Annotated in this window: 20 protein-coding genes; 5 read left to right on the top strand and 15 right to left on the bottom strand. The window is 33.3% G+C overall.

Translation table 11 applies throughout. The features are described 5' to 3' along the window. Positions 1-83: 83 nt before the first annotated feature. Together ACFPVY_RS00920 and ACFPVY_RS00925 are read right to left on the bottom strand one after the other, a co-directional pair. Entirely contained in the window at positions 84-1,301 is a 1,218-nt protein-coding gene (locus tag ACFPVY_RS00920) for a DUF1015 domain-containing protein (RefSeq protein WP_379789801.1), read from the bottom strand. Between the two features lie 216 nt (positions 1,302-1,517). Then, positions 1,518-2,405, bottom strand: a complete 888-nt coding sequence (locus ACFPVY_RS00925) for a 3-hydroxybutyryl-CoA dehydrogenase (RefSeq protein WP_379789802.1) — start codon at positions 2,403-2,405, stop codon at positions 1,518-1,520. Between the two features lie 160 nt (positions 2,406-2,565). On the opposite strand from ACFPVY_RS00925, the gene ACFPVY_RS00930 reads away from it, so the two are divergent. Beyond that, a complete protein-coding gene (locus ACFPVY_RS00930) occupies positions 2,566-2,775 on the top strand; it encodes a hypothetical protein (RefSeq protein WP_379789803.1) in 210 nt (69 codons plus the stop codon). Here the strand turns inward: ACFPVY_RS00930 and ACFPVY_RS00935 are convergent. Both ACFPVY_RS00935 and ACFPVY_RS00940 read right to left on the bottom strand, forming a co-directional pair. After that, positions 2,761-3,768 carry a PDDEXK nuclease domain-containing protein gene (locus tag ACFPVY_RS00935; RefSeq protein WP_379789804.1) on the bottom strand — a complete coding sequence of 336 codons (1,008 nt, stop codon included), beginning with the start codon at positions 3,766-3,768 and terminating at the stop codon, positions 2,761-2,763. The genes ACFPVY_RS00930 and ACFPVY_RS00935 overlap by 15 nt on opposite strands. 10 nt (positions 3,769-3,778) lie before the next feature. After that, positions 3,779-4,744 carry a Gfo/Idh/MocA family protein gene (locus tag ACFPVY_RS00940; protein ID WP_379789805.1) on the bottom strand — a complete coding sequence of 322 codons (966 nt, stop codon included), beginning with the start codon at positions 4,742-4,744 and terminating at the stop codon, positions 3,779-3,781. A gap of 206 nt (positions 4,745-4,950) precedes the next feature. Here ACFPVY_RS00940 and ACFPVY_RS00945 point away from each other — a divergent pair, with 206 nt between their 5' ends. Then, positions 4,951-5,592, top strand: a complete 642-nt coding sequence (locus ACFPVY_RS00945) for a protein-L-isoaspartate(D-aspartate) O-methyltransferase (RefSeq protein WP_379789806.1) — start codon at positions 4,951-4,953, stop codon at positions 5,590-5,592. A 31-nt stretch (positions 5,593-5,623) separates the two neighbouring features. Here ACFPVY_RS00945 and ACFPVY_RS00950 read toward each other — a convergent pair whose 3' ends face one another. The 4 genes from ACFPVY_RS00950 to ACFPVY_RS00965 all read right to left on the bottom strand — a co-directional run bounded on the left by ACFPVY_RS00950 (position 5,624) and on the right by ACFPVY_RS00965 (position 8,276). Continuing rightward, complete coding sequence (locus ACFPVY_RS00950) at positions 5,624-6,670, bottom strand: Fic family protein (RefSeq protein ID WP_379789807.1); 1,047 nt, start codon at positions 6,668-6,670, stop codon at positions 5,624-5,626. Between the two features lie 65 nt (positions 6,671-6,735). Further along, positions 6,736-7,191, bottom strand: a complete 456-nt coding sequence (gene smpB / locus ACFPVY_RS00955) for an SsrA-binding protein SmpB (RefSeq protein WP_379789808.1) — start codon at positions 7,189-7,191, stop codon at positions 6,736-6,738. A 73-nt stretch (positions 7,192-7,264) separates the two neighbouring features. After that, a complete protein-coding gene (locus tag ACFPVY_RS00960) occupies positions 7,265-7,822 on the bottom strand; it encodes a GNAT family N-acetyltransferase (protein WP_379789810.1) in 558 nt (185 codons plus the stop codon). Next, a complete protein-coding gene (locus ACFPVY_RS00965) occupies positions 7,809-8,276 on the bottom strand; it encodes a phosphoglycerate mutase family protein (RefSeq protein ID WP_379789811.1) in 468 nt (155 codons plus the stop codon). The genes ACFPVY_RS00960 and ACFPVY_RS00965 overlap by 14 nt, the downstream gene beginning before the upstream one ends. Before the next feature lie 89 nt (positions 8,277-8,365). On the opposite strand from ACFPVY_RS00965, the gene ACFPVY_RS00970 reads away from it, so the two are divergent. Continuing rightward, positions 8,366-8,596, top strand: a complete 231-nt coding sequence (locus ACFPVY_RS00970; RefSeq protein ID WP_379789812.1) for a VF530 family protein — start codon at positions 8,366-8,368, stop codon at positions 8,594-8,596. A 225-nt stretch (positions 8,597-8,821) separates the two neighbouring features. On the opposite strand, the gene ACFPVY_RS00975 is transcribed toward ACFPVY_RS00970, so the two are convergent. The 5 genes from ACFPVY_RS00975 to ACFPVY_RS00995 all read right to left on the bottom strand — a co-directional run bounded on the left by ACFPVY_RS00975 (position 8,822) and on the right by ACFPVY_RS00995 (position 13,518). Further along, positions 8,822-10,330, bottom strand: coding sequence for a hypothetical protein (locus tag ACFPVY_RS00975; protein WP_379789813.1), 1,509 nt, complete (start codon positions 10,328-10,330; stop codon positions 8,822-8,824). A gap of 11 nt (positions 10,331-10,341) precedes the next feature. Next, positions 10,342-11,511 carry an ABC transporter ATP-binding protein gene (locus tag ACFPVY_RS00980; protein ID WP_379789814.1) on the bottom strand — a complete coding sequence of 390 codons (1,170 nt, stop codon included), beginning with the start codon at positions 11,509-11,511 and terminating at the stop codon, positions 10,342-10,344. Positions 11,512-11,599: 88 nt separating this feature from the next. Beyond that, positions 11,600-12,154 carry a DUF3575 domain-containing protein gene (locus tag ACFPVY_RS00985; protein ID WP_379789815.1) on the bottom strand — a complete coding sequence of 185 codons (555 nt, stop codon included), beginning with the start codon at positions 12,152-12,154 and terminating at the stop codon, positions 11,600-11,602. A 55-nt stretch (positions 12,155-12,209) separates the two neighbouring features. Next, the gene (locus tag ACFPVY_RS00990; RefSeq protein WP_379789816.1) at positions 12,210-13,058 is read right to left on the bottom strand and encodes an aldose 1-epimerase family protein; all 849 of its coding nucleotides are present in this window, start codon (positions 13,056-13,058) and stop codon (positions 12,210-12,212) included. Positions 13,059-13,119: 61 nt separating this feature from the next. Then, the gene (locus tag ACFPVY_RS00995) at positions 13,120-13,518 is read right to left on the bottom strand and encodes a hypothetical protein (RefSeq protein WP_379789817.1); all 399 of its coding nucleotides are present in this window, start codon (positions 13,516-13,518) and stop codon (positions 13,120-13,122) included. A gap of 427 nt (positions 13,519-13,945) precedes the next feature. Between ACFPVY_RS00995 and ACFPVY_RS01000 the strand changes: the two genes are divergently transcribed. Together ACFPVY_RS01000 and ACFPVY_RS01005 are read left to right on the top strand one after the other, a co-directional pair. Next, positions 13,946-14,227: a BRCT domain-containing protein gene (locus ACFPVY_RS01000; RefSeq protein ID WP_125013184.1), complete on the top strand. Its 282-nt coding sequence runs from the start codon at positions 13,946-13,948 to the stop codon at positions 14,225-14,227. An 18-nt stretch (positions 14,228-14,245) separates the two neighbouring features. After that, on the top strand, positions 14,246-14,488 hold the full coding sequence (locus ACFPVY_RS01005) for a hypothetical protein (protein WP_379789818.1): 243 nt from the start codon (positions 14,246-14,248) through the stop codon (positions 14,486-14,488). A gap of 193 nt (positions 14,489-14,681) precedes the next feature. On the opposite strand, the gene ACFPVY_RS01010 is transcribed toward ACFPVY_RS01005, so the two are convergent. Both ACFPVY_RS01010 and ACFPVY_RS01015 read right to left on the bottom strand, forming a co-directional pair. Continuing rightward, positions 14,682-15,134 carry an SRPBCC family protein gene (locus ACFPVY_RS01010; protein WP_379789819.1) on the bottom strand — a complete coding sequence of 151 codons (453 nt, stop codon included), beginning with the start codon at positions 15,132-15,134 and terminating at the stop codon, positions 14,682-14,684. Between the two features lie 79 nt (positions 15,135-15,213). After that, positions 15,214-15,408 (bottom strand): hypothetical protein, encoded by a 195-nt coding sequence (locus ACFPVY_RS01015; protein ID WP_379789820.1) that lies wholly within the window; start codon positions 15,406-15,408, stop codon positions 15,214-15,216. Between the last annotated feature and the right edge of the window lie 14 nt (positions 15,409-15,422).

Raw genomic sequence — 15,422 nt, forward strand, 5'->3', positions numbered from 1 at the left:
TAATTTTTATTGGAACATAGATTTTAGAAATCAGAATAATTTTAAAAATTTCTAAAATCTGTGTTTCTAAATGATTGTCTAAATTATAATTCGTACACAACAAGACCGCTTCTAAATTTCGGGTCAATGTAAGTACTTTTTGGAGGCATGATTAAATTGTTATCGGCCAATTCTTTTATTTCAGAAATATCCGTTGGAAAAAGCATAAAACCTAATTCAAATTCGCCTTCGTCCACAACTTCTTTTATAGTTATAATAGATTGTTTTCCAGGAATATAATCGATTCGTTCGTCGTTGCGTAAATCTTCAATTCCTAAGATGGGATTCAAGACTTTCTCGTATAAAATCTGAGCATCAAGTCGTTCCAAAACCGAAGTAAAACTGTGTTCGTCTTTTAAAGTCAAAGAATAAAATTCGCCATCGAGATACATTCCGAATTCGAACTTTTTTGTGGGTTTCCAAAGTTCTTGGTTTTTGTTTTTTAGCCAAAAACTTTCAGATAATTTATTCAGAAATTCTTCTTTTGAATGTCCGTTTAAATCACGGATGATTCTGTTGTATTCGTATATTTTTACGTTGCTTTCGGCGATTAGAAAACTCATAAAATAGTTCAGGTTTTCGTTTCCGGAAGCTTTGTCTTCTTCGTATAATAATTCTGCGGAAGCGGAACGGTGGTGTCCGTCTGCAATATACAAATCGCCAATTTCATCGAATTTTTCTTGAAGCCAAGCGATTTCTTTTTGGTCTTCAATTTTCCAAAGGATGTGTTTTTCTCTTTTGGTGGTAGAAAATTCGTAAAGTGAATCCGTTTGCTTTTTGTTTGAAATCCAAGTTGTTAATTCTTGATTATCGGGATAGGTTATTAAAACGGGTTCAGTATTGAAACCTGTTCGGTGAAGATAATCTTTGAACAATTCTACACGATATTGCAACGTATCTTCGTGTCTTTTGATAACATTATTTTGGTAATCTTCAATGGAAGTTCCAGCAATTATTCCAGTGAAAGTCTGATTTTTGGTTTGGATTTCGTAGATGAAAAAGACTGGATTTTCTTCTTTTATCAGAACCACTTCTTCCTTAAAGTCATTGTATTTTTGGGCAACCAATTTAAACCTTTTTTCAAGTCCTATTTTTTGCTGGTTAACATAAGCCGGATTCAAAACGTGCAAAAAAGAAAACGGATTAAAATCCAACTGTGAAGCGAGTTCTGCCGGAGAATATTCGTCGTAAGAACGTGAAGTTACGAGGCTGACTTTGTCGCGAGTTGGCCGGACGGCTTTGAAAGGGATTATTTTTGCCATTTTTAACGCAAAGATTTAAAGTTTTTCGAAAAGAAATGCAAGTTAGGTTTTCTGAAGACAAAGATTGGGAAACTGACGTTTAAAAAATACCTAAAGTTTTTCAATAGCCCCGATTGCAGAGGAAATCCTTTTGTTTTTTTCTTTAAAAAATAAAAGATTGGAACAGAAAGCGGGAATATGGTTTAATTTATTCCCGCCTTTTCGCTTCAAAATATCTTAAGAAAACTGTTTTGCTACTTTCTCGGCCTTTTTACTTTCAGAATAATCATAGAATCCTTCGCCTGATTTTACGCCTAATTTTCCGGCGCGAACCATATTTACCAAAAGTGGGCAAGGAGCATATTTTGGGTTTTTGAAACCTTCGTACATTACATTCAAAATCGCAAGGCAAACGTCAAGACCAATGAAATCAGCCAATTGCAACGGTCCCATTGGATGCGCCATTCCGAGTTTCATCACCGTGTCTATTTCGTAAACGCCTGCAACTCCGTTATATAAAGTCTCGATGGATTCGTTAATCATCGGCATCAAAATTCTGTTGGCCACAAAACCTGGATAATCGTTTACTTCAACTGGAGTTTTGCCTAGTTTTTCAGACAGATCCATAATGCTTTTCGTCACTTCGTCAGATGTGTTGTAACCGCGGATGATTTCGACCAACTTCATAATCGGCACCGGATTCATGAAATGCATTCCGATAACGCGTTCAGGATGAGCGACAACGGCTCCTATTTGCGTAATTGAAATTGAAGATGTATTAGTCGCTAAAATCGTATCGTGCGAACAAGCATCGTTTAATTGCTTGAAAATGTTGAGTTTCAACTCTACGTTTTCGGTTGCAGCTTCAACGACCAAATCAACACCAACAACCCCGTCTTTAATGTCTGTGTAGGTGATGATGTTGCTGATGGTTTTCATTTTATCGTCTTCGGTGATGGTTCCTTTTGCGACCATTCTGTCCAAATTTCCGGCGATTGTTGCCATTCCTTTGTCTAGGGATTTTTCTGAAACGTCTATTAATTTTACGGTGAATCCGCTTTGCGCGAAAGTGTGGGCGATTCCGTTACCCATTGTTCCAGCTCCGATTACGGCTATGTTTTTCATTTTATAGGTTATAAGTTTAAAAGTTTATATAGTTTAAGAGTTTCGTTTTTTACCTTTCAAATATCTAAAACCAAAAAATGAAACAATAATTATTATTAATAAAAAATGTTTGATTATAATTTCTCAATCATGTAAATAGTTATTGTACAAATAGGTTATTATGAAAAGAGCAATATTTATCCAAATGAAATATTTATATTTTTCTAAATTTACTTTAAAAAGGGTTACTATTGAACTTATAAAAATTGTTGAAATAGTTAACAAAAAAATTGCGTCAAGAATGCTTTCATTTATCGTTATAGATATAAATAAGGCTAAATATATTGAAATAATTATCAAAAATAAAAAATTTTCTCTAGTCATTTTTTGAGTTTAATATTTCTATTTCTCGTTTAATCTCATTCAATAATTGCTCTTCTGAAGGTAGAATTAATTCGTATTGACTTGCTAAAATGGTTTTGTTTGCTTCTGGTAATGAAAATTTTACGACGGCGTTATTTTTATCGGCACAAAGTAAAATCCCAATGGTAGGTTTTTCGTGTTCTAATTTTTCTATTCGGTCGTAATAATTGACATACATTTGAAGCTGGCCTAAATCTTCGTGTGTTAACTTATGGGTTTTGATTTCGAAAATGATAGAACATTGTAGGATTCGATTATAAAAAACCAAATCGATAAAAAAATCATCGCCATCGAGATGGATTCGTTTTTGTCTGGAAACAAAGGAGAATCCGTTTCCTAATTCCAAAAGAAAATCTTGCAGATTTGTAATTATTGCTTGCTCTAAATCTTTTTCATAATAAGCAGATTCGCGTCTTAATCCTAAAAATTCTAGAACCATTGGGTCTTTAATAATTTCTGATGGATTGGTTGGAAGTTTTTCATTTCGAGCAACCGCCAAAACACTTTCTTTGTCATTGCTCAATAATAAACGCTCAAATAATTGGCTGTTTATTTGTCGTTCCATTTGTCGAACGGACCAATTATTTTTTGTGGTTTCAGCAATGTAATATTCTCGTTTGTCTTCGCTATCAAGTCGAATCAGAGTTCTATAATGTGTCCAACTCAATTGTGAACGCAGTGAGTTCACAATTGGAAAAGTTCTGTAAAATTGGCGGTACCAGTTTAAATTTCTGAAAGAAAACCCAGTTCCAAATTCAGGAGTTAACTGTTCAGAAAGATATTTAATTAAATAATTTCCATATTCGGCACGTTCTTTTCCTTGCTGTTCTTCGTTGAAAATGCGTTCGCCGATATACCAATATAATAATGTTCTCTGAAAATCAACCGAACGAACGGCAGTTTCTCTTGCTGTTGCAATGAGATTTTTGATTTCAAGAAGAAGAAGATTATTGGTTAGCATTTATAAAGGATTATTTCTTGAAGCAATCAATAATTTGATACGCTACTCGCAAAGCGTCCGTTCCGTCTTCTAAAGTCACTACAGGTCTGGTGTTATTGACAATTGCATCGGCAAAAGTTTCCAATTCATCTAAGATGGCATTGTTGTTTTCAACGTCTGGATTATCAAAATAGATTTGCTTTTTCACGCCTTCTGCATTTTGCAAAATCATATCAAAATCGCCTGGAACTTCGGGAGCGTCTTTCATTTTCACGACTTCACATTTCTTTTCCAAGAAATCTACCGAGATATATGCGTCTTTTTGAAAGAAGCGTGATTTACGCATATTTTTTAACGAAATTCGGCTTGAAGTCAAATTGGCAACACAGCCATTTTCGAACTCAATTCGGGCATTCGCAATATCTGGAGTATCCGAAATTACCGAAACTCCGCTTGCATTGATATTTTTAACTGGCGATTTTACAACGCTCAAAATAGCATCGATATCGTGAATCATCAAGTCTAAAACCACCGGAACATCGGTTCCTCGAGGATTGAATTCAGCCAAACGGTGCGTTTCAATAAACATCGGATTGATAATGTCGTTTTTTACCGATTTGAAAGCTGGGTTGAATCGTTCGACATGACCCACTTGGCCTTTTACGTTATGCTCTTTCGCTAAGGCGATGATTTCTTCGGCTTCTTCAACCGTATTTGAAATGGGTTTTTCAAGGAAGATATGTTTGCCAGATTTAATTGCAACTTTTGCACATTTGTAGTGTGAAAGCGTTGGAGTTACAATATCCACAACATCAACGGCATGAATTAATTTGGCGATGGTATCAAATTTTTTATAGCCAAATTCCTTGGCTACTTTTTCGGCATTTTCCTGATTAGGATCGTAAAAGCCTACTAATTCGTATTTTTCAGATTGTTGTAATAAACGCAAATGAATTTTTCCTAAGTGACCGGCACCTAATACTCCAACTTTTAGCATATAAATGTATTTTCCACAAAAATAGCATTAATTGTTTAAAGTCGAAAGTCTTAAAGTCATAAAGTCAAAAGTGAAAAACCGAATGGCAAAATAATTTTTTCATAATGTTCAAACTTTCGACTTTCGACTTTTGACTTTCGACATTTCTTTGCCTATTTTTACCGAAATTAAAAATGGAATGAGATTGCTTCATTCTTCGCAATGACATGAAAGATACAGCCAAACATCAAGGACTTCGCAATCAACTGGTAACCGTTTTAGAACAAAAAGGGATTACCGATAAAAATGTATTGGAAGCGATAAGGAAAATTCCGCGACATCTTTTTTTGAACTCTAGTTTTGAGGATTATGCGTATCAAGACAAGGCATTCCCCATTGGAGCGGGACAAACCATTTCGCAGCCGTACACCGTTGCTTTTCAATCGCAATTGTTGGAGGTTAAAAAAGATGATAAAGTTTTGGAAATCGGTACCGGTTCTGGTTATCAAACGGCAGTTCTGTGTATGATGGGAGCCAAAGTGTATAGTGTTGAAAGACAAAATGAGCTTTTTAAAACGACTTCATTGTTATTGCCAAAATTAGGAATTAGGCCAAAGTTAATTACTTTTGGCGACGGTTACAAAGGTCTTCCAAATTACGCTCCATTTGACAGTATTATTGTGACGGCTGGAGCTCCAATCATTCCAAAACCGTTGATGGCACAACTAAAAATAGGAGGAAGGCTGGTAATTCCGCTTGGCGAAGAGCATCAAATTATGACAATGCTAATTCGCAAAAACGAAACGCAATTTGAAAAGCACGAATTTGGAGAATTTCGATTTGTGCCTTTGTTGGAAAATAAAAACTAAACAAAAAGTCCTGCAAACCGCAGGACTTTTTTTATTGACCAATGATATTTAAATATCTCTCAAGACTTTCTTTTTCAATTTGTGCAATAAAAAGCAAAAAATCTTCCTTGCTTGAAGTAGTTTGTGCTTTTTCAAGCGTTTGATAATATTGCATTCTTGAATCATAATCTCCCTTAATATTGGCGATAATATATCCGTGTGAAAGCAAAATTAAATTCATAACAAGCCTTGAAGTTCTTCCATTTCCATCAATAAACGGATGAATTGTTACCAAACGTTCGTGCATTTCGCCCGCCAAAACCACGGGATGAAGCGAGTTTTTATTTTTTTCATACCAAAAGAAATAATCCTCCATTTGCTTTGGAACAATAAAAGGTTGCGGAGGCAAATGCGTACTTCCTTTAATCATCACCTGAACTTTTCGATATCTTCCGGCATCATCTGGATGAATTCCTCTTAAAATCAAATTGTGAATTGACAAAACCTCTCGCTCATTTAAAATAGAATTTTTTTCCATCAAATGTTTGATATAGCCAATTGCTTCTTGATGATTTATGGCTTCAAGATGTTCACGCATACTTTTTCCGGAAACTGTCAAACCCTCATTTATCACTAAATCTGTCTCTCTTAATGTCAAAGTATTTCCTTCAATTCTATTACTTTCAAAAGTATATTCAAGTTCTAAAGCTTGCGCAATTCGGTAACTGTCAAACTCTCTGAATTTATCTAATTTTGATTTTAAATCATCAATTTCATCTAAGACTTTTTGCAAAGAAGTGAAAAGTTTTTTCTTTAAGGTTTTTTGATAGCGAATTTCTTTTTCGGCGACTTGCATCGCTTTTAAAGCAAATTCATCATCGCCAATTTCATAAAGAATTTTTTCCTTAAGCCAAGCAACCATCAACGTTTCCAAAGCAATTTCTAGAACTTTTGCTAATTTAAAAATCTGCTCTTTGGTTGGTTTTCTATTTCCTGATTCAAACTTGCTAATTAGTGCTTGGTCAATTTCTGTCAACTGTGAAACTTCTCGAATTTTCATGTTCAACTTTTCTCTTGCATTTTTTAAAATCTCTTTCATAGAATTGTCTTTTTTTGTCTTGACAAATTTAGTCATTTTTAGTTGAAAAAAAAATCATTTTGCAGTTAAAATGATTTTTTGATTCTATCTAGGTCTCTTTTTGTGTCTTGTTCTTTTAGCGATTCTCGTTTATCGTAGGTTTTTTTACCTCTTGCCAAACCGATATCAAGTTTCGCCATTCCTTTTTCATTGGTGAAAAGCTTCAGCGGAACGATCGTCAAACCTTTAGCTTGAACATTTTTTGCCAAGGTTTTCAGTTCTCTTTTATTCAAAAGTAATTTTCTTTCGCTTCTTGCTTTGTGGTTAAATTGGTTCCCAAAAGCATATTCTTCAATATACATATTAATGGCAAAAAGCTCAGTATCCTCACTAAACTCGCAGAAACTCTCAGTAATATTCGCTTTCCCCAAGCGGATTGATTTGATTTCAGTTCCGGTTAAAACGATTCCTGCCGTATATTTTTCGATTATTTCATAATCAAAACGGGCTCTTTTATTTAAAATATTTATGGTTTTCAACATAGGATTGCAAATGTAATAACAATATAATGAAACAGCAATGTCGCTGAAAAATATATTCAATAATATAAAAGGATTACAAAAATTTGGTTTTTAGAATTGAGTAGATAACAGTGTCTAAAAATTCTCCGTTGTAAAAGAAATTTTCTTTCAAATGTGCTTCTTTTTCAAAACCAGATTTTTGCAGAAGTTTTTCTGAAGCTATATTTCCAGGGTCAATTACTGCTTCAATAGAATGAAAATTTAATGTATTGAAAGCATATTTTAAAGCTTCATCTAGAGCTTCTGTCATGATTCCTTTTCCGTGGAAATTTGGATTTAAGATGTAACCGACTTCAGCTCTAAAATGTTCGGGTTGTAATCTAAAGAAACCGATCATCCCTATTAATTTATTATCATTTTTTTGTGCGATTGCCCAGTTTATATAATCATTTTTTTCAATTCCGGTGTTGCAATCTGTGATGAATTTTTGAGCATCTTCAATGGTTTCTGCCAACGGTCTTGGAATAAATTTCATCGTTTCTGGATTGGAACGCAATTCAAAAACTTCTTTATCATCATTAAGATGAATTTGTCTTAAAATAAGATTTTTAGTTTCCAAAACAGGAAAAGGAGAAAAGCTAAATTGTAGCATTTTGTGTGATTAAAGGAACAATTAATTCGGTTTTTATATCGTTGTCAATTTCCTTAATAATGTAGAGATTTCCAAATTCTGGCTCTAAAATTTCTGGATATTTTTCTTCACCTAAAAGTTTGTTCACAAATGTTGGAATTCTATTGCTATGACCCACAATTAAAATGGTTTTTCCCTTATTTTCTTCGATGACTTTTTTTAAATCCATCAAATGATTTTTATAAATTTTGATGTCTTTATCTCGAGAAAACGCCATAGGCTGGCAAGTTCTGCGGGCGCGCTGAAAACCAGAAGAATAAAACGCGTCTATTTCTGTGTTTTCAAAATATTTTTTCCAGCATTCTGCTCTTTCGAAACCTTCTGGTGAAAGGTCTGTATTTTTTGTGTCGTCAAGCTTTTCGGCGTGTCTTATTAAAAAAAGCGTTGTTGCATTTTTGGGCTGTGTGTTTTCCATAACTTAAAAATATAATCATAAGTTACTATTTTTTAAATTGAAGTGCTTATTATTTTAGAGTAATTTATGAATTTGCCTACTTTTGTAAAATGGAAAACGCACACAAAAATAATCCGCTTCACGGAATCACGCTTCAAAAAATTTTGGAACAGTTGGTTGATTTTTATGGTTTTGATACTTTGGGCGAATTGATTAAAATCAAATGTTTTACTGAAAATCCGAGTATAAAATCGAGTTTGACTTTTTTGAGAAAAACGGAATGGGCGAGGACTAAAGTTGAAAATTTATATATTCGTTCGCTTTCTAAGTTTCCAAAATAGAGGAGATTTTAATAAAAAATACCTAACAGGTTTTAAAGCTTGTTAGGATATTTATAAAGTTTGTCGGCAAAGATTGGTCCTAACGTTTCCAAAAATGCGGACCAGTTTCTCAAATAGCCCCGATTGGCGGCAGTAGCCTTTTCTTCCGGGACGGAGAAAAGCTACTGCAGAAAGCGGGAAATGCCTTTACTGAAAATGCCCGAACCATTCGCTTCAAGTAATAAATTAATCTTCTGCGATTCCTTTCCACTTTTTAATTTGTACCGAGAAAAGGAAAATAAAAAGGATGATTAAACCGATGTTTGCGATCATCATTTCTGGAAAATGGTCTTCCATCCAATCGATTTTCGGGAAGGTTTCGGCGACTTGAACTCCGTTTATGTAGCTTCCTGAACTGGTGTAATAATGCGATGTTGATTTTGCGATGTCTAAAATGCAGAAATATAATATTGGTACAAACGACGGAAACAACCACAGAATTTGATTCAGCGTTATGCCTGAAATTCCTTTGCCAGCGCGGGCTGAAACGGTTACAAAGAAGTGAATTAATAGTCCGAAAAAGAGCAGCCAATAAAATACAAAAAATGCTGTTCCGCCGCTTAATGCGGAGAAAATTCCGGTGATCAAGCTCACAATTCCGAGTGAAACCATTGCGATTAGCCAATTTCTGCCAGAGGTAACTTTAAACGAAAAGATGGCGATTGCCAAACCGATGGCGAAATAAAGGTAAAAATAAAGCGATTCTAAATTGATTGTTGGATTTTCGTGGGCTCTTGCAATTTCTTGATATCCAGTTCTTAACGAGTTGTAAGGGACGTAATATGACGAACTTGGTTGTCTGACATTTTCAACGGGAACCGCGACGTCAACAGTGGTGGAGTCGTAAGCTGTGGCGACTTCATAAGATTCGTATGAATTATCAGAATTTGATCTTTTGATGATCGTGTAATCTTCAAATTTTGGATAATTATAAACCAATGAAAACCATTTTTCTGCGGTGATATTGGTTTTTAAATTCTGCTCTTTTGCCATTTTCATAAACTCGGTAAAAACCCATTTGACAGAATCTTTTTGGTTTTCATAAAGCCAATTTTTTACACGGAAAGTCATTGCAGAATCTGACGAAGTCATGTAATAATCGTCGGTTTCAACTCGTTTGTTCATTAACGAACTTAAATTATAAGTTCTTTCGCGGTATTGAAAATTTTCGCGTGGTTGATTTTTATATTGCCCATCGACCAAAACACTGACGTAATTGCTTTCCATAAACGAACCTTCGATAAATGGCGTGGAAAGGCTTAAAATTTCTAGTTTTTTTGCGACTTCATTTTCAGTATAATAATTTCTAGTTCTAAAATCGTTTGCGTATAAGTAGGTGAGCGTGAACGTGCTGGTGAGCGACGTGAACAATAAAATGTAAAGAAATTCTTTAAATAATGAAAAGTTTGATTTTGGGTAAAACGACTTAAAAGCATTGTTTCTGGAATACAAAACGAGCCAAACAATGGTTATTAAGATTGAAATTATCACGCTGAAAAAGATAATAATTCCGGTGTCGAGCCCAGAGTCATAATAATTATAAGAGTCATTTTTAAAGACGACTTCGCCATTTGAGTAACCAATTAGAAAGAAAATTAAGTGGAAAACGAGCGCAATGCAAGCAAAGGGAACTATTTTTAAATTCCAAAGCAACGGATTGCTAATCAGTAATTTATCTTGAATATTTTTAAACATAAGAATAGTTTTTAAGAAACGAAGAATCTTCTGGTTGATTTTGAAATGTCTCTGAAATATTGCAACGGAATTTGTTTTTCTGTAATAACTCGAAGGAAATCAAAAGCAGAAAATCCTGGAGAAAATGTTGCGATGAAAGTACCTCCGTTAAATTTTATCGAAATTAATTTGCCCGAAAAAGCTTCGTTTAATTTATTTTGGTTCCATTCACTTTCAAATTCGATTACAAGATTTATTTCTGGAATAATTTCTTCGTTCGTTTCTGAAACCAGATTTTTTTCGTGAAGATTTTTCTGAATGCCTTGTTTCAAAAAGATAACTTGATCAGAAGTTTTCTCGACTTCGTATAATTGTTGTGAACTTAAAACAATTCCGATTGGTCTGAAAGGTGATTTGGCGATTGCTCTAAAATCTTCTAAAACCGTTTGCTGCGCCAGAATATCTAAGTTGGCCAAAGGTTCGTCGATCAGTAAAATCTTTGGTTTTCTGAGCAACATTCGGGCTAATTCAAAGCGCATTTTATAACCAGAAGATAAATCTTTCCAACGGTGATTTCTATATTTTCTTAAGTTTAAACGCGCAATTGTTAGCTCGACAATTAACTTGTTTTCTTCGGGTTTATAGCCATAACTGGAAGCCGTAAATTGTAGGTTTTCGAACATTGAACCATACCAAGTCGCTGTTCGTTGCGGAATATAAACCAGTTGACTTCTCAAATCAAACAAATCATCTGAATCAAAATTGTAGCTTAATTTGCCGTGTGTTGCGTGAAGTTCGCCACAAAGTAATCGCAGCAATGTGGTTTTCCCATTTCCGTTTTCACCGACTAACCCAAGGATTTCGCCTTGATGTAATTCTAAATCAATTGGACCAAGTGAAAATCCGGCGCCGTTATATGTTTTTCGTAATTCTTTTGCAGAAACAATCAATTGCTTCTCTGGGACTGGTTTTGAACTTAATTCAAAATGCAATTCGTTCAGCAATAATTCAAATCGCTGTTTTTTTTCTGAAGTATTGTTGTCGTTTTTATCAAGCCAATCTAAAAAGTCATTGGTTTTTTGATAAAAAGAAATATTTTCTGTGTCGAGCGTTAAATCAATTATTCTTTTTAAAAGTATCGAATAATCTTCAAATTCCAAAAAACCTTTAATTTCTTGAAATTGTTTTTCAAATTCTGTCATAATTTTTTGATTGTTGCATCAAATATAACAGAATAATGATTTGTTTTTTAATTTTTAAACATTTTTTTTAAGAAATTTATCTTACAAATTATTTCAACTTGTAAGTAATCATCAAACCACCGCGATAAGGAATAAATTCTCCACTTCGGTTGTAACCTTTGTACCAAGTATCGACTCTTTTGTTGGTTTCGATGTTGTAAAGTTTGTAATTAGCTTCTTGATGTCCGCCTCCCACGAAAAGATCTAAACCCCAGTTTTCATTGAGTTTCCATTGATAACCGATAGTTGGACCTATGAAAAAAGAAAATCCTTTTTGGTAATTTCCAGTTTCAGAATAACCATATTTTTGGAGTTTGTAAGTAGCAAACGATATATTGGCTCCGACATAAAATCCATCAAATTTTTCTTTAAAATGGTAGCGAACTTCTGGCGTGATCATTAATCCTTTATATGGAGCACCGTTTATCGATTCCCAAAACGAAGCCGCAGCATCAAATTGAAAAGTCAGCTTTCTGCCGATGCTTGTTTCAAAACCAACGTTTGGAACACCAATTAAAGCTGTTGCTCCATTAAATTTAATAGTTGTTTGGCCAAAAATAAAAGTAGTAAAAAAAAGAAAAGTTAGAGCAAAAAATTTCTTCATTTTTGTAAAATTTTTCGCAAATGTATGGTTTAATTTAATTTTGGTAAGTTAAAATTTAATAAATCACAACTGAAAATGAAGCCGAAAATGAATTATTTTTAGCCAAAATTATAATTCCTTCTTTTTCAAGGATGTTTTGTGTTGTTTCAAGCTTGTCAGAATATCCAAACCAAGGTTCTAAACAAATAAAGGATGCCTTTTCTTTGGTCCAAATTCCAAAATTTGGAAAGTCATCATATTCAAAATTGAATAATGGTTTTTCATTTTCGAAAACAGTTATCGATTTTGATTCTAAATTCTTTAAAATCAGCGCATCATTTTTAAACAAAGCGTAGTTTAAATTTAGGCGATTATTTTTTAAATCAATATTTTGAAATTCTTCTGAAAGCAAATCATTTTTCAAGAAATAACTTTTTAAGCTGTAATCATTTTTAAATTCTAAAGAATAATTTTCAAAATTATCTGGAAGCGAAAAAGCAGGATGTCCTCCGATTGAAAAAGGAAGTGAGGTTTCACTTTTGTTATCAACTTGATATTTTACGTTTAAATTATTTCCTTCCAAAGTATAAATTACTTTTAATTCAAATTGAAACGGATAATTTTCTTCAGTTTTTGAAGATGATTTTAATAAAAAAGTGACACTTTCAGGTTGCTGTTCTTCAATTTCAAATTCATTGTCTCTGGCAAAACCGTGACGAGAAAGTTGAAATTGTTTTTGATCATATATAAAGGTATCATTTTTCAAGGTTCCAACTATAGGGAAAAGAATAGGCGAGTGCTTTCCCCAGAATTCTAGATTTCCTTGCCACATATATTCTCTATCGTTTTTTAATAAAGAATTCAATTCGGCTCCTTTTGAATTTATAGTTGCTTTTAAATATGTATTTGAAATTGAAATATTCATTGAGCTAAAATATAAGTTATAAAAAAAAACACCCTTTAAATGGTGTTTTAGTTAAATGAATTTATGAAATTACAATCGTGTGGGTCACAAATTCTGTTTCTGATTTTCTGAATTTAAAGACATAAGTCCCGGCTTGAATAATTGTCACTTTATAAGTTTGCGTTTTTGTAGTAACCGTGTTTCCGCAATCAGCGCCGGTATATCTTGCTTCAATGTTTATCGTTTTTGAATTTCCATTAACGGTTTCAGAAAATCGCTCAAATACGCCGCACGCATTGTCAACTTCGTAACTTACTGTTAAGGTAATTTCTTGGCCAACTATTCCTTCCGTTAAGCCTTCAACAGCAGTAATTGATTGTCTCTTAACTAAAATTGCTTCACCGCCGTCATCATTACTACAAGCAACGAATGTTGAAACAAATAAAATAAGAGCAAAAGTTTTCAAGGCAAAATTTTTCATAGGTATTTTAAAATTTAATTGTTTTTCTAAATAAGAGTAAAAATAATAAAAAGGTTGCGTAAATAGACTGAAATTGTATGTACTAAGCAACTTTTTAAGTTTATTTTAAGCAGACAAATATAACATTTATCGTTCATCAAATATTCCGAAAATTAAAGCACATTTACAACAGCATTTGAAATTTCTCAAATTAAAGTTTTTGAACATTTATTTTCTCGAAACGACATTATCAGAATTGTTAAAAATGGTAATTGTATAAACATAAAATTTAATATATAAAAAACCCGAAATTACTATCGATTTTAGCCTTTTTTTAACAATTTATTGCGTAAAATTTAATACTTCGAAGATATACTAATCTAATTTTTAACGCCAAATTTGTAAAACAACCAACCAATATAAATAATAACAAAATCAACCAATCGCTATGAAAAATCTAATCACCCTATTAAGCATCAAAGAATTTATCATTGAAAACGCATTGACTGACAGTGTAATGTTGGTTTTGCATCCAAAAAATTTCGACGAATTAGCACTAGAATATATCGAAAGCAATAATATGCAAATCGAAAGACCTTTTGAAATTTTAGGAATTTGCATTATCGAAGATACAGATGATGAAGTTGCTTACAATGAAATTGACATTTTGGAAGTGGCTTATGATCACCACGAAGAATTTGAATACGAATATTTGAGAGCTGCTGTATAATTTATAAAATAAAATAATATGAGACGTATTGCCTTTGCCATTTCGGCTGTTGGACTTGCAGTGTCCATTTATGCACTTCCTGGGAGATTTGCGGATAATTCTGCAGATTTGACAAGTTATATACTTAAAGGAAGTTTTATATTACTATTTCTGATCTCATTTGTGATCAACGGAATCTGCGTTATTCGCTACATCAAACAAAATAAAAAACCTAGTATTCGTACCATCAGACAATATTATTTGCAGAGAAGCACTCGCTAAGGCGAACATCTTCATTGCAGAAAAAGCCTAATCAGATTTTTGATTAGGCTTTTTTTTTGTAGGCAATAGATAAGAGCCAATAGTTAGTAGCTAATAAATTATAAATGAAAAAAGCCACAGATTAAATGATTTATGAATCCATTTTTAATCAGTCAATCTGCGGCAAATAAAATCTTCAGATTTTGGTAAAAACCTAGTGAATTCCAGATCCTGAATAATAAGTATCTTGTTCTGCCAATTCTTTTATTTTTTGCGAAGCGGTTTTTCCAAAAATAGTTGATTCTTCATATAATTTTCCATCTTCTAATAAAACAGCAAAATCTCCAATTTCAATTCTAAGCCAGGTTTTTCCGTTTTCATCGACATTGATTTCATACGAATAAGTCGCATCCGGAATTGCTTGCAAATTATAATCAGAAATGTGCAACGAATAACGAATGACTCTTCCTGGTTCAAAAGTGGAAACTTTCATTCTTGAATAGCCCGGAAAATCAATTTCTGTTGCCGCATTTACAGCTTCATCACCAAAATCTTCAGGAAGTTTATCCCATTGGCGAATATATCTCGGATTAGTCAAAACATCCCAGACTTTTTCTGGCGTAGCGTCAATTTGGATGTAGTTTTTTACGATTAGATTGTGATCCATAATAGTTGGTTTTAAAGTGTGTACTTAAATTTACGAAATCCAAAAGTCAACGGAAATTCATTTAACTTTTGTTTAAAATCTAAGACTCGTCTTTTGTTGTTTTGATTAATCCGATGCCAGAAACAAAGAAAATTAAACCTAAAACGCCATAAATGGCAAGCATTTTATAACTCTGCGTTCCGCCAGCCATGTTTACAAAAAGATAAGCTGCATAAATTAATCCGATGATTCCGAGCGTGGTCAAAATCGTTCCGAAAATTCTTTTAAGATTCATAATAATTTGAGTTT

This window comes from Flavobacterium qiangtangense (assembly GCF_042658345.1).
GTDB classification, from domain to species: Bacteria; Bacteroidota; Bacteroidia; order Flavobacteriales; family Flavobacteriaceae; genus Flavobacterium; species Flavobacterium qiangtangense.

Excerpts from the sequence above, each read along its gene's own strand:
- ACFPVY_RS00920 (WP_379789801.1), bottom strand. The coding sequence starts at position 1,301 with ATGGCAAAAATAATCCCTTTCAAAGCCGTCCGGCCAACTCGCGACAAA.
- ACFPVY_RS00925 (WP_379789802.1), bottom strand. The coding sequence starts at position 2,405 with ATGAAAAACATAGCCGTAATCGGAGCTGGAACAATGGGTAACGGAATC.
- ACFPVY_RS00930 (WP_379789803.1), top strand. The coding sequence starts at position 2,566 with ATGAAAAGAGCAATATTTATCCAAATGAAATATTTATATTTTTCTAAA.
- ACFPVY_RS00935 (WP_379789804.1), bottom strand. The coding sequence starts at position 3,768 with ATGCTAACCAATAATCTTCTTCTTCTTGAAATCAAAAATCTCATTGCA.
- ACFPVY_RS00940 (WP_379789805.1), bottom strand. The coding sequence starts at position 4,744 with ATGCTAAAAGTTGGAGTATTAGGTGCCGGTCACTTAGGAAAAATTCAT.
- ACFPVY_RS00945 (WP_379789806.1), top strand. The coding sequence starts at position 4,951 with ATGAAAGATACAGCCAAACATCAAGGACTTCGCAATCAACTGGTAACC.
- ACFPVY_RS00950 (WP_379789807.1), bottom strand. The coding sequence starts at position 6,670 with ATGAAAGAGATTTTAAAAAATGCAAGAGAAAAGTTGAACATGAAAATT.
- smpB (WP_379789808.1), bottom strand. The coding sequence starts at position 7,191 with ATGTTGAAAACCATAAATATTTTAAATAAAAGAGCCCGTTTTGATTAT.
- ACFPVY_RS00960 (WP_379789810.1), bottom strand. The coding sequence starts at position 7,822 with ATGCTACAATTTAGCTTTTCTCCTTTTCCTGTTTTGGAAACTAAAAAT.
- ACFPVY_RS00965 (WP_379789811.1), bottom strand. The coding sequence starts at position 8,276 with ATGGAAAACACACAGCCCAAAAATGCAACAACGCTTTTTTTAATAAGA.
- ACFPVY_RS00970 (WP_379789812.1), top strand. The coding sequence starts at position 8,366 with ATGGAAAACGCACACAAAAATAATCCGCTTCACGGAATCACGCTTCAA.
- ACFPVY_RS00975 (WP_379789813.1), bottom strand. The coding sequence starts at position 10,330 with ATGTTTAAAAATATTCAAGATAAATTACTGATTAGCAATCCGTTGCTT.
- ACFPVY_RS00980 (WP_379789814.1), bottom strand. The coding sequence starts at position 11,511 with ATGACAGAATTTGAAAAACAATTTCAAGAAATTAAAGGTTTTTTGGAA.
- ACFPVY_RS00985 (WP_379789815.1), bottom strand. The coding sequence starts at position 12,154 with ATGAAGAAATTTTTTGCTCTAACTTTTCTTTTTTTTACTACTTTTATT.
- ACFPVY_RS00990 (WP_379789816.1), bottom strand. The coding sequence starts at position 13,058 with ATGAATATTTCAATTTCAAATACATATTTAAAAGCAACTATAAATTCA.
- ACFPVY_RS00995 (WP_379789817.1), bottom strand. The coding sequence starts at position 13,518 with ATGAAAAATTTTGCCTTGAAAACTTTTGCTCTTATTTTATTTGTTTCA.
- ACFPVY_RS01000 (WP_125013184.1), top strand. The coding sequence starts at position 13,946 with ATGAAAAATCTAATCACCCTATTAAGCATCAAAGAATTTATCATTGAA.
- ACFPVY_RS01005 (WP_379789818.1), top strand. The coding sequence starts at position 14,246 with ATGAGACGTATTGCCTTTGCCATTTCGGCTGTTGGACTTGCAGTGTCC.
- ACFPVY_RS01010 (WP_379789819.1), bottom strand. The coding sequence starts at position 15,134 with ATGGATCACAATCTAATCGTAAAAAACTACATCCAAATTGACGCTACG.
- ACFPVY_RS01015 (WP_379789820.1), bottom strand. The coding sequence starts at position 15,408 with ATGAATCTTAAAAGAATTTTCGGAACGATTTTGACCACGCTCGGAATC.